Origin of the sequence: Actinokineospora auranticolor (assembly GCF_041897805.1) — a bacterium.
GTDB lineage: Bacteria > Actinomycetota > Actinomycetes > Mycobacteriales > Pseudonocardiaceae > Actinokineospora > Actinokineospora auranticolor.
Genome location: NZ_CP154825.1, coordinates 5921077 through 5933687 on the forward strand (window position 1 = coordinate 5921077; position 12611 = coordinate 5933687).

The following is a 12611-nucleotide window of genomic DNA, read 5'->3' on the forward strand; positions in this document are numbered from 1 at the left end:
CCACCGAGAGACTCCCCACGAACCCCCGAGCGACCCGCCCCACCCGCGGCGAAAGGCGGCCACCGTGCGCACCTTGCTGATCGACAACTACGACTCCTTCACCTACAACCTGTACCAGCTGCTCGGCGAGGTCAACGGCGTGGCACCCACCGTGGTCCGCAACGACGTGGACTTCGACGCCATCCCGCTGGACGAGTTCGACGCCGTGGTCGTCTCCCCCGGTCCCGGCCGCCCCGCGGTCGAGGCCGACTTCGGGGTCAGCGCCCGCGCCATCCTGGAGAGCGGCCTGCCCGTGCTCGGGGTCTGCCTGGGCCACCAGGGCATCTGCCACCTGTTCGGCGGGTCGGTCGACCTGGCGCCGGAACCGGTGCACGGCCGGGTGTTCCCGGTGGAGCACACCGGGGTGGACGTGTTCGCGGGGCTGCCGTCGCCGTTCAAGGTGGTCCGCTACCACTCGCTGGTCGCCGACTCGCTGCCCGCGGACCTGGAGCCGATCGCCTGGACCGACGGGCTGGTCATGGGGGTGCGGCACCGGAGCAAGCCGATCTGGGGCGTGCAGTTCCACCCCGAGTCGATCAGCAGCGAGTTCGGCCGGGAGCTGCTCGCCAACTTCCGCGACCTGGCCCTGGCGCACAACGCCCGCAGTGGCTACCAGGTGCACGTGCGCAAGGTTTCCGCGCTGCCGGACACCGAGGCGCTGTTCCGCGACCTGTACGCGAGCGGCAAGCACCCGTTCTGGCTGGACAGCAGCTCGGTGATCGGCGGCCTGTCCCGGTTCTCCTTCCTCGGCGACGGTTCCGGTCCGCTGGCGGAGTACCTGAGCTACCGGCTCGCCACCGGCACCGTGACCGTCGAGTCCGCGACCGGTACGTCCACTGTGGAGTCCCCGTTCTTCGAGTACCTGGACTCCCAACTCACCCAGCGCGCGGTGCCGACGCCCGAGGGCGTGCCCTTCGACTTCAACCTCGGCTACATCGGCTACCTGGGCTACGAGCTCAAAGCCGAGTCCGGGGCGCAGGCGGTCTACCAGGCCGAGGAGCCGGACGCGGCCATGCTGTTCGCCGACCGGCTGATCGCCGTCGACCACGTCGCGGGCGAGACCTACCTGCTGGCGCTGAGCCTCGACGGGAACGACGCGGACGCGCTGGCCTGGCTGGCGGTCACGGGCAACCGGGTCGCGGGCGCGCCGCGCGCCGCCGGGGAGACCGGCAAGTCGAGCCGGTGGCTGGACATGACCTCCCCGGAGGTGCGCCGCGTCGCCGCCGCCCGGCACGACCACGACGGCTACCTCAAGCGCATCAAGGAGTGCTTCCACGAGATCGACCACGGCGAGAGCTACGAGGTCTGCCTCACCAACGAGATCAGCCTCGACGTGCGCATCGACCCGCTGAGCACGTACACGCACCTGCGCCGGATCAGCCCGGTGCCCTACGGCGCGTTCCTGGACTTCCCGGGCGTGTCGGTGCTGTGCGCGTCGCCGGAGCGGTTCCTGTCGATCGGCGTGGACCGGGTCGCCGAGGCCAAGCCGATCAAGGGCACCCGGCCGCGCGGCGCCACCCCGGTGGAGGACGCCGCGCTGCGCGCCGACCTGCTGTCCAACGAGAAGGACCAGGCGGAGAACCTGATGATCGTCGACCTGATCCGCAACGACCTCAACGTGGTCTCCGAGATCGGGTCGGTGCACGTGCCGAAGCTCTTCGACGTCGAGACCTACGCGCCGGTGCACCAGCTGGTGTCCACCATCCGCGGCACGCTGCGGCCGGAGCAGAGCCCGGTGGCCTGCGTGCGGGCGGCGTTCCCGGGCGGCTCGATGACCGGCGCGCCGAAGCTGCGCACCATGGAGATCATCGACCGGCTGGAGGACGGGCCGCGCGGGGTCTACTCCGGGGCCATCGGCTGGTTCGGGCTCAGCGGCGCGGTCGACCTCAACATCGTCATCCGCACCCTGGTCGCCACCGCCTCCGGGGTCCGCTTCGGGGTCGGCGGCGCGATCATCGCGCTGTCGGACGCCGAGGAGGAGTTCGCCGAGACGGCGGTCAAGTCGCGGGCGATGGTCACCGCGGTCATCGACACCGCGCTGAGCAGCACCGGGCCGTCGCGGACGCTGCTCGACGCGCAGGACGCGGCGTGACACCGCTCAACGGGCTCGCCGCCGCGGTCGCGGACTGGCGGTGCCTGGTGGTCGGCGGGGCGGGCGCGGTCGGCGGGCTGTTCGTCGACCTGCTGGCGGGCACCGGGGCGCGCGTCGTCCGGGTGGACACCGCGCCCGGCCCCGACCGGATCACCGGCGACATCACCGCGCCGGACGACGCGCTCGCGGCCGAGGTGGCCGCGGCGGACGCGGTGCTGCTCGCGGTGCCCGAGCCGGTCGCCCTGGCCGCGCTGGAGTGGGTCGCCGCGGCGCTGTCGCCCGGCGCGCTGCTGGTCGACACGCTGTCGGTGAAGTCCGGGTACGCCGCCGCGACCGCCGACCTCCGGTCCGATGTGGAGCTCCTGGGGCTGAACCCGATGTTCGCCCCGGCACTGGGTTTCGCCGGTCGACCGGTGGCCGCGGTGGCCCCGCGCGGCGGCCCGCGCGGGGCCGCGCTGCTGGGGCTGGTCGAGGCGGCGGGCGCGCGGGTGGTCCCGGTGACCGCCGAGCGGCACGACCGGCTCGCCGCCGCGAGCCAGGCGCTGACCCACGCGGCGGTGCTGTCCTTCGGCGCGGCCCTGGCCGAACTGGGGGTCACCGCCGACGAGTTGGCGACCATCGCCCCGCCGCCGCACGCGACCCTGCTGGCACTGCTGGCCCGGATCGCGGGAGGCACCCCCGAGGTCTACTGGGACGTCCAGGCCGCGAACCCGCACGCCGCCGCCGCGCGCACGGCACTGGCGGCGGGCGCGCGGGCGGTGGACACCGCGGTGGCCAAGGGCGAGGACGCCTTCACCGACCTGCTGGCGGACGCGCGCGCGGTGCTGGGGTCGCGGCTGCCCGAGTACGGCGCGCACTGCGCGCGGCTGTTCGACCTGCCCCGGCCGAGCGGCCCCTGAGCCATTCCCCTGCCGACCGCAGGGTCTCCCCCATCCCCAACGGAAAGGACACCCCATGACCACTTTCGCCCCGACCGTTCTCACCGCCGAGCAGCGCGCCGCCGTGGCCGCCGACGCCACCATCGGTGGCGGCAACCTGCTCCCCTCCGCCATCGCCGCGAGCCCGGCCCCGGACCAGCCGTTCCTGCGAACACTCCGGCCGGTCATCAACACCGCGGGCGAGCCCCAGGAGGAGTTCAGCCTGCTGGAGCTCGACGAGCTCGTGCAGAGCTGGTCGGTGTGGTACCTCGGGCAGGGCGTCGGCCCGCGCGACCGGGTCGCGATCTGGATCGAGGACTCCTTCGCCTACTCGGTGCACCTGTACGCCCTCGCGCAGATCGGCGCCATCGCGGTGCTGATCAACACGAAGGCGTCGCGGGAGATCGCCGAGTCGCTGATCAAGCAGACCACCCCGATGGGCATCTACGCGAACCGGCCCAGGATGGACGTCCTGGCCGACCTCACCGCGAACCTGCCCGGTCTGGCGTGGACGGTGCTCGTCGAGGACGTGCCCGCGCCGCCGAAGGCGGAACTGCCCGCCGACCAGCGGTTCCGGCACAACGACGAGGACCCGATCACGATCCTGCACTCCTCGGGCACCACCGGGCTGCCGAAGCCGACCATCCACACCCACGGCTCGCTCGTGGCGGGGCCGAAGTTCCGGCTGGTCGACCACAAGGAACTGCCCGGCGCGATGACCATGACCAGCCTCCCGCAGTCGCACCTGGGCTGCATCGCCTACTCCGTGTACGCGGTGCTGGCGGGGGCGCGCACCACGGCCGGGTTCGACCGGCCCGGTGCGGAACTGGTCGAGGCGGTGGCCACCCACAAGCCGACCGCGGTCATGTCCTTCGCGCACGCGTACTCCGAGATCCCGTCGCTCGACATGGAGCCGGGCGCGATCGACTCGGTGAACGTGTGGGTGTCCATCGGGGACGCCGTGCACGAGGCGCACATCAAGGACATCCTGCGCAAGCGCGGCGCGGACAAGCCGCAGGCGGCGTTCTTCGACCGCCTCGGCACGACCGAGCTGGGCTGGGGTGTGCTGCTCAAGATCCGCACGGTGGACACCGAGCGCAACGACCGCTGCGCGGGCAAGCCGGTCGGTGTCGCCGAGGTGACGATCCTGCGCGCGGACGGCACCTACGCCGACGACAACGAGGTCGGCCTGCTGGCCGCCCGGGGCCCGGCGATCACCCCCGGGTACTGGGACAACCACGACCTCAACTACCGCAGCCGCCTGTCGGGCTACTGGCTGACCGGCGACAACGGCTACCGCGACGGCAACGGCGACCACTTCCTGGTCGACCGCACGGTGGACGCGCTGGTCACCCCCGAGCGCACCGGCTACTCGGTGTTCATGGAGGAGGTCCTGCTCGCCGACGTGCCCGACGTGGTCGACACCGCGGTGGTGGCGGGCAGGCGCGACGGCGTGGTCGTGCCGGTGGCCGTGGTGGTGCCCGCGCCGGGCACCGACCCCGACCCGGTGAAGCTGCTGACGCTGGCCAACGAGGAACTGGCCCGCGCCGGTCACCTCACGCTGGGCGCGCTGGACCTGGCCCGCACCGACGAGGACTTCCCCGTCGGCGTCACCGGCAAGGTCCTCAAGCGCAACCTGCGGGACAAGTACGCCGACCTGGCCGCCTACGGTGCGACCGCCGACCCGAAGTCCTTCGCCGCGCTCGAATCCTGAGCACGGCACGACCACAACCGAAAACACACAACAGAACCCCACAAGAGAACCACCACAACCGAATCCCGACAACAGAATCAGGCCAGGTGAACCCGACAACCGAACAACGCACCCCGCGACGCGGACGCGCCGCGGGATCGCACGACCCCTGACCGCGCGAGGCTCCCGGCCGCGCGCGGAGGTCCACACCGGACGGTGGCCCGCCTGACGCGCGGGCCACCGTCCGGACCCACACCCGCGCCGCCGCGCGCACTCCCACGGAGGTCCCGTCATGTCCGGTCTGTCCCTGTACAGCTTCGCCGTCGACACCCCCGCCACCGCCACCCAGCAGTGGTTGGACCACTTCGACACCACCGGCACCACCGCCACGCTCCAGCACCTCGGTTCGACGCCCGTGATCGTCGCCCACGGTCCCGGCACGGAGACACCGGCCCCCGACAACCTCGTCGCGCCCGTCGCCGTCGTCGCCGCGGGCGGGGACTTCCGGCTCGGCAGGCGCGAGCTGCGCCCCGAGGGCACCGTGGTGCGCGTCGGCGGCGCGACCGTCGGCGACGGCTCGCTCAACGTGTTCGCCGGTCCGTGCGCGGTGGAGAACCGCCAGCAGCTGCTGGACTGCGCCGACGTCGCCGAGCACTACGGCGCGGTCGGCCTGCGCGGCGGCGCCTTCAAGCCGCGCACCTCGCCGTACTCCTTCCAGGGCCTCAAGTGGGCCGGACTGGAGCTGCTGGCCGAGGCGCGCGCGCACACCGGCCTGCCGATCCTCACCGAGGTGCTCGACCCCCGGCACGTGGAGCGGGTCGCGGCCACCGCCGACGGGCTGCAGATCGGCGCCCGGAACATGCAGAACTTCGAGCTGCTCAGCGAGGCGGGCAAGTCCGGTCGCCCGGTCGTGCTCAAGCGCGGCTTCGGCTGCACCGTCGACGAGACCTTGGCCGCCGCCGAGTACATCCTGGCGCAGGGCAACGACCAGGTCATCCTGTGCGAGCGCGGCATCCGCACCTTCGAGCACGCCACCCGCTTCACCCTCGACATCTCCGCGGTCGCGCTGATGAAGCAGCGCTCGCACCTGCCGGTGATGGTCGACCCCAGCCACTCCGTCGGCATCCCCGCCCTGGTCGAGCCGGTCTCCCTGGCCGCGGCGGCGGCGGGCGCGGACGCGTTGCTCATCGACGTGCACGTGGCGCCCGAGCAGGCGCTGTGCGACGGCAAGCAGGCGCTGCTGCCCGACGACTTCGGCGTGCTGATGGGCAAGCTGGAGCTGCTGTCGATGGGCCTGAGCCGCAAGCTGGCCGGTGTCGTCGGCGCCCACGCCGTCCTCGCCGAGCGCTGACCACCCCCGCCAACCCGCCGTCGCCCCGCACCCCGCGCGCCCGGGGTAGGCGGGCGCACCACCTGGAGGACACCGTGACCCACATCTGCATCATCGGCGCGGGACCGCGCGGGCTGTCGGTGCTGGAACGACTGCACGCGAGCGCGGCGGGCCAGTCGCGCGAGATCACCGTCCACGTCGTGGACCCCAACCTGCACAACGGGAGCGCGGTGTGGCGCACCGACCAGTCCCGCGAGCTGCTGATGAACACCGTCGCCGCGCAGATCACCATGTTCGCCGACGAGACCGTCAGCTGCGCGGGCCCGATCGTGCCCGGCCCCAGCCTGCACGAGTGGGCCCGCTTCGTCGAGCACCTCGGCCCGGAGGACCGGCTGCCCGACTGGGCCCGCGCGGAGTGCCGCGAGCTGGGCCCCGACTCGTACCCCACCCGCGCGCTCTACGGCCACTACCTGCGCTGGGTTTTACGGCACCTGCTGCGCACCACCCCGGACAACCTGACGATCGCGTTGCACGCCAACACCGCCACCAGCCTCGTCGACGCCGACGACGGCAGCCAGGTGGTGGAGCTGGACGACGGCACCGTGCTCGACGGGCTGGACTCGGTCGTGCTCACCCAGGGGCACGTGCCCAGCATGCTGTCGGAGGCGGAGACCGCGCTGGCCGAGTACGCGGCCCGGCACCACCTGGCGTACGTGCCGCCGGGCAACCCCGCGGGCGTCGACCTGTCGTTCCTCAAGCCCGGGCAGGAGGTGGCGCTGCGCGGGATGGGCCTGAACTTCTTCGACTACATGGCCCTGCTCACCACCGGCCGCGGCGGCCGCTTCTCCCGCGGCGACACGGGATCGCTGACCTACCACCCCTCCGGCGCGGAGCCGGTGCTGATCGCGGGCTCCCGCCGCGGCGTCCCCTACACCGCCCGCGGCGAGAACCAGAAGGGCGCCTTCGGCAGGCACGAGCCGCTCTTCCTGACCCCGTGGGTGATCCGCACCCTGCGCAGGCGCGCGGAACGCGGCCGCCCGGCCGACTTCCGCACCGAGGTCTGGCCGCTGATCGACCGCGAGGTCCGGTCGGTGTACTACACCGCGCTGGTCACCGAACGGTCCTGCGTCTGCGAGGCCGAGGTCTTCTCCCGCCGCTACCGGGCGGTCTGCGAGGAGGAGTTCGCCGCCACCCCGGTCGGCGAGCCCTTCGACCAGCCCCGCTCGGAAGCCGAGTCGGTCCTCCTGGACCGCTTCGGCATCGCCGAGGCCGACCGCTGGGACTGGAACGCGATCGCCAAGCCGTACGGCGACCGCGAGTTCGCCGACGCGGACGACTACCGCAAGTGGCTCACCGGCTACCTCCGCGAGGACATCCGGGAGGCGTTGCGCGGCAACGTCCGCAGCCCCCTCAAGTCCGCCCTCGACGCCATGCGGGACCTCCGCAACGAAATCCGCCTGGTGGTGGACCACGGCGGCCTCAGCGGCGATTCCTACCGAGACGACCTCCAACGCTGGTACACCCCCTTCAACGCGTTCGTCTCGATCGGCCCGCCGGTCAGCCGCATCGAGGAGATGACCGCCCTGATCGAGGCAGGCGTCCTGCGCGTGGTCGGCCCCGGCATGGTCGTCGAACCGGCGGAGGACGACTCGGAGTTCCTGGTCTCCTCGACGAAGGTCCCGGGCCCCCCGGTCCGCGTGACGGCGCTGATCGAGGCCAGGCTCCCCGAGCCCGACATCCGCACCACCACCGACCCGCTGCTGGGAGGCCTGCTGGCACGAGGTGAATGCGTCCTCCACCAGATCCCCATCGCGGGCGGCGGCCACTACGAAACCGGCGGCCTGGCCGTATCCCCCCGCCCCTACAACGTCCTGGGCAAGGGCAGAGTCCCCCACCCCCGCCGCTTCGCCTACGGCGTACCGACGGAAACCGTCCACTGGGTCACCGCGGCGGGCATCCGCCCGGGCGTGAACTCCGTGATCCTCGCCGACGCCGACGCGGTCGCCCAGGCGACCCTGGCCATCTCGGTCCCCCGCACGGAACTCATCGCGGGCTTCTAGTCCCCACGGGGCGGCGGCCGTATCCCCCGGCGGCCGCCGCCCCAACCCTCCCCATTTCCCTTCCATACCTCACTCACCCCAACACCTTCCCCGCCCATCCTCGCCATACCCCATCCACCCCAGCACATTCCCCCATCACCAGTTTTCCCTCCCTCCCTCTCACCTCACTTCCCCACTTCTCTCCTCACCTCGCACTCCCTGCCATTTCGCCTCGCTCTGCTTCCTCACCTCACCCTCCCACTTCACCTGGCCCTCCCTGCCTCGCCCCTCGCGCCTTCCCCTTCTCCGCAACACACCCAGACTCACCTCCCCCAACGCACCCCGCTCTACCCTGCCTCCCCGCTCTCCCTCCTCACTTCGCCTCCCCCCCAAGCACTTCCCTCCCTGCCCCGCCACTCCCACCCCACCTCTCCACCGCTTCGCGGCGCCCCCGCTCCGCCTTCCCGACATCGCCGCCATGGCCCACCCGCTTTGCTCCCCCAGAACACACCTGCTCCGCCTCGTCCCTGGCAGCCCTCCGACACTCGCCCTCCTCTCCTGGCCGCCTCCCAACACTCCCCTTCCCTTCCGCTTCCCAGCGCACGCCCCCTCCGCCTTTGGCACCTCGCTCCCCCCGAATACTTCCTCCCCCCAGCGCACCCCACTCTGTCCACTTAGTCCAACCGGCCTACCCGTCTCCCAACACAATCACCAAGATCTGCCACACGCCGTCGACATCCCCTCCCGCGAATGCCTCCTCCTGGCCACCCCGCTGCCGCCCGCCCCACTCATCCCCCTGCCTGCTCCACCACCGTCCTCCGCACCGCGCTTCCTCCGCCCACCTCGTCCGGTCCCCCAAGCGGGGCGCCACCTGTCTCCAGCAGGTGGCGCCCCGCTTTTCGTCGTTCACACGCCTTGCCCCGGACAGCGACCGACCTGCCATCTCCCCGTCAAGTCCGTGGGTGTGTGTCGCACACCCACCCGCACAGGCACACACCCCAACATCCGACGAAAGCCGACAAATCGTCCACCGATCGAGCCGCTCGACCCCGGCTCCAGACGACTTCCCCCGTTTCGCCTATTCACTATTCGACACCCCGAGCACCAAATACAAACTTGGCGGATCCCTTTTCGCGACAGAGAACGCAAATTCCTCCCGCTACCCGATTGGCGGAGTCCAGCCCTCCGGGGCACCACTAGGCTTCTGCGAAGTAGGAGAAAAACCTACAGGACCGGAGAGCGGCGACCTTTCCATTCAGCCACAGGCAGGCGTCGCCGTATTCGCATCGATAACTGGGGAAAGAAACACGAAGATTTCAGCGAGTGTTGGCGGCATGCCTCGGTGCGTCCGCGGTGGCAGTCGCCTCGGACGCGCTGCGCGGTCGCTTAGCGGTCCAAGCGCGGAAGTTGGACGAAGTCCGGGCATTCACGCTGACCACGACGTCGCGCGGGTACACCAAGTCCGACGTCGAGGTCACCATCGACGCCGTGGAGACCGAACGGTCGGCCACGCGGGTGCGCGCGACCGAGCTGACCAAGCTGTACTTCGGGCACGGCGACCCGAACGCGCCCGCGTACGAGGCGTACAAGGTGCGCCACCTGCTCTCCTTCGCGCAGGTCAACGACATCTGGACGCTCACCTCGGCCGAGGTCGCCCTGGGGGCCGGGCCGCCGCCCGCCCTGTACGCGGAGGTCCCGGCCAAGCGCCCGGGCTCGACCAAGCCGGATACCTCCGGCCCAATCGCGAACTCCGCGGGCATCACGATGACCTACGACTACCTGCCATGTACAACTACGCCGAACAGTATTGGGACAACTACAACGACGACTACCGCGCTCAGGGCAACGACTGCACCAATTTCATCTCGCAGATCATGAAGGTGGGCGGCCGGGAAGATGACCTGGGCATCTGGAACTCGGATGAGAACTGGTGGTACAACTGGATCAACCAGACCCACAGCTGGGCGGGCGCACACAACTGGGCGGTTTTCGCGCGCATCAACTCCCAGCGCGTCTCACACATCCCGAACGTGTACGAAATGCTCGTCACCGACGTCCTGCAGGTCGAGTGGGACCACCCGGACGAGGGCGACGAGCCGAACAACATCGACCACACGATGATCCTGACCGGTAGGCTGGGGCCCGCGGGAGCCGCTGAGGAGATCTACCTGACCTACCACGCCTCCGACCGCTGGAACGTCGCCTTCTGGGGATGGCTGCTGCCGCAGGGCAAGGATCGCGACGCGTGGTACGCCCACCGCACCTGACCTGGGAGAAGCACGTGATCAACCCACCCCATCACGGCGATGGACGAGGTCGACGCGGGTGGCGGCCGACCGCGGTGTCCGCCGCCACCGGCGCGTTCCTCATCGGCGCGACCGCCTGTTCCGGCGCGGCACCCCCGACCGGCGCGGGCGCCGCCTCGGCCGAGGAGGCGGTCGCCGCGTACGTCTCGGCCCTCAACACCGACGACGCCCACGCGCTCGCGGACCTGGCGTGGCAGCAGAACCCGGAACTGGCCACCGCCGTCGACTCGCTGCTCGCCACTCGCGGCGGTCGCGACCTGCGGGTGACGAGCCAGGACATCCAATCCCCGGTCCCCACCAATCCCCGGTCCCCACCAGTCCACGGCCCACCTCACCGGCACCATCCGCACCGCGGACGATCCGAACGCGCCGACCACCACATACACCACCAGGCTCTTCCTCAACCGCCACGACGACCGCTGGTACGTCAACCTCGTTCCCCCGGCACCGGTCAGCTCCCCGCCGCCCCTGCCGACAGCGGGAACCCAACGCCCCACGCCATGAGCGACACCCGGCCGCGACGGGCTCGGCGCCTCAGGATTCCACCGTCGAGTTCACTGGCGGACCAACCCGAATCCCGACTCACCACGGCGCACCACCGCGACGACGAGGCAGCCAGGCCGGCCGGATCGCGGAGCACGCCGTGGCGTGGCCGCGCGATGAGCAACCCCCGGTCGACACCTTCGCCATCAACTGCCTCGCGTGGTTGAACGACCATACCGGCGTCGCCGAGCCGAACCCGCGAACACCAACCCCACGACCACTCACACCCGGGACACCTGACATGCGGACAGACGACTGGCTCGCCAACACCCGCGAGTCCTACGACACCGTCGTGGCGAGCTACGCCGACCAGATGCGGGGCGCCATCGCCAAGGACCGCTACCTCAGCGCCGCGCTGTCGTTGTTCGCCGAGAGCGTCGACGGCGGCCCGGTCGCGGACGTCGGCTGCGGCTCCGGGCACGTCACCGCTCACCTCGCCGCCCTCGGCGTCACCGCGTTCGGCGTCGACCTGTCACCCGAGATGGTCGCCCAGGCCCGCCGCGAATACCCGGACCTGCGGTTCGAGGTCGGGTCGATGACGGACCTGGACCTCCCCGACGCCTCGGTGTCCGGTGTCCTGGCCTGGTGGACGCTGATCCACATCCCCGACGCCGAGATCCCCGGAGTCCTCGCGCACTTCCACCGCGTGCTGCGCCCCGGCGGTCGCCTGCAGGTCGGCTTCCACACCGGCGACGAGTCGCACCTGAAGACCCAGGGCTATGGCGGCCACCCGATGAACGTGCACGTCCACCGCAGGCCACCGGAGCGGGTGGCGGCCTGGCTCCGGGAAGCCGGGTTCGAGATCGAGGCGCACCTGCTGATCGCCCCGGACTCGTCGGCACCGCAGGCGCTCCTGTTCGCCCGACGACACCCCGAAACACCGGAGGCACGCGACTAGGTGCTGTCCCGCAAGGTCCGACACACGCCATCCGCGCCCGCGCGGACCCTGGCCGCACGTGCGGAAAGCCCAAGGACAACCCGGTACGCGCGGCCTCCCGCACGCCCGGACACCACGCGGACCACGAAACCCGCGCACCGGACTTACCAGGCAGCGCCTAACCCCGACCGGGCCGCTTGTCCTCGACGTGCACGACCGTCAGCTCGCGCCCGTCCCGATCCCGCTTGCCGCGCCCGGTGAGCCCCGCCGTGAGGTCGTCCGGCGTGGTGACCTCGTCGGGCGCCACGTAGGTGAGCACGTCGGGGTGGTGACCGGTGACCGCCCACCCCGGGGCCGCGGTCAAGGTGATCGTGTTGAAGTCGCCCGACGGCGTGCCGGGGCGCACCGGGCCATACTCCCGGAGAATGTCCACCGCTTGCCCTGCCAGGTCGCCCTCCGAGTCTACCAGGATCACGCACGTCCCGTGCTCGAACAACACCCAGGACTTGCCTTCCCCCAGGATGATCCGCCGCCAGACACCCACGAGCTCCGCCACCGCCACCAGCACCCCTCCTCGGTCGACGCCGGGAGTATGCCGCGATTCCGGCCTAGAAACCCGCGATTTCGACAAACCGACCTGGCGTGGACACAGTGGACAGTCCGCCGGGTGTTGGGTCCCGTTAGCGCGGATTGGCTGCTTACCGGCTTCTGGGTGTTACGCCCGTTTGATGTCCGCTCACACGGTGCTCAAGTGTTGTTAACGCACTGGCAGCCC

Annotated in this window: 10 protein-coding genes; 8 read left to right on the forward strand and 2 right to left on the reverse strand. The window is 71.1% G+C overall.

From position 1 onward, the window contains the following. The first annotated feature begins 64 nt into the window (after positions 1-64). From pabB to V5P93_RS25880, 7 genes are all read left to right on the forward strand, one after another. The gene (gene pabB / locus V5P93_RS25850; protein ID WP_104481084.1) at positions 65-2131 is read left to right on the forward strand and encodes an aminodeoxychorismate synthase component I; all 2067 of its coding nucleotides are present in this window, start codon (positions 65-67) and stop codon (positions 2129-2131) included. Beyond that, positions 2128-3030, forward strand: coding sequence for a prephenate dehydrogenase dimerization domain-containing protein (locus V5P93_RS25855; RefSeq protein WP_219824078.1), 903 nt, complete (start codon positions 2128-2130; stop codon positions 3028-3030). Before pabB ends, V5P93_RS25855 begins: the two co-directional genes overlap by 4 nt. A 55-nt stretch (positions 3031-3085) precedes the next feature. After that, positions 3086-4762 (forward strand): class I adenylate-forming enzyme family protein, encoded by a 1677-nt coding sequence (locus V5P93_RS25860; protein WP_104481085.1) that lies wholly within the window; start codon positions 3086-3088, stop codon positions 4760-4762. A gap of 271 nt (positions 4763-5033) precedes the next feature. Continuing rightward, positions 5034-6092 carry a 3-deoxy-7-phosphoheptulonate synthase gene (gene aroF / locus V5P93_RS25865; protein WP_104481086.1) on the forward strand — a complete coding sequence of 353 codons (1059 nt, stop codon included), beginning with the start codon at positions 5034-5036 and terminating at the stop codon, positions 6090-6092. 74 nt (positions 6093-6166) lie between these two features. Beyond that, entirely contained in the window at positions 6167-8131 is a 1965-nt protein-coding gene (locus V5P93_RS25870) for an FAD/NAD(P)-binding domain-containing protein (RefSeq protein ID WP_245931496.1), read from the forward strand. Between the two features lie 1332 nt (positions 8132-9463). Then, positions 9464-9988 carry a hypothetical protein gene (locus V5P93_RS25875; protein ID WP_146108192.1) on the forward strand — a complete coding sequence of 175 codons (525 nt, stop codon included), beginning with the start codon at positions 9464-9466 and terminating at the stop codon, positions 9986-9988. Beyond that, entirely contained in the window at positions 9895-10377 is a 483-nt protein-coding gene (locus V5P93_RS25880) for an amidase domain-containing protein (RefSeq protein WP_104481089.1), read from the forward strand. The genes V5P93_RS25875 and V5P93_RS25880 overlap by 94 nt, the downstream gene beginning before the upstream one ends. A gap of 31 nt (positions 10378-10408) precedes the next feature. Here the strand turns inward: V5P93_RS25880 and V5P93_RS25885 are convergent, their stop codons facing one another. Then, positions 10409-10696 (reverse strand): hypothetical protein, encoded by a 288-nt coding sequence (locus V5P93_RS25885; RefSeq protein WP_146108193.1) that lies wholly within the window; start codon positions 10694-10696, stop codon positions 10409-10411. A gap of 504 nt (positions 10697-11200) precedes the next feature. Here V5P93_RS25885 and V5P93_RS25890 point away from each other — a divergent pair. Further along, positions 11201-11857, forward strand: coding sequence for a class I SAM-dependent methyltransferase (locus V5P93_RS25890; RefSeq protein ID WP_104481090.1), 657 nt, complete (start codon positions 11201-11203; stop codon positions 11855-11857). A gap of 157 nt (positions 11858-12014) precedes the next feature. Here V5P93_RS25890 and V5P93_RS25895 read toward each other — a convergent pair whose 3' ends face one another. Continuing rightward, on the reverse strand, positions 12015-12398 hold the full coding sequence (locus tag V5P93_RS25895; protein ID WP_245931498.1) for a hypothetical protein: 384 nt from the start codon (positions 12396-12398) through the stop codon (positions 12015-12017). Positions 12399-12611 lie beyond the last annotated feature (213 nt).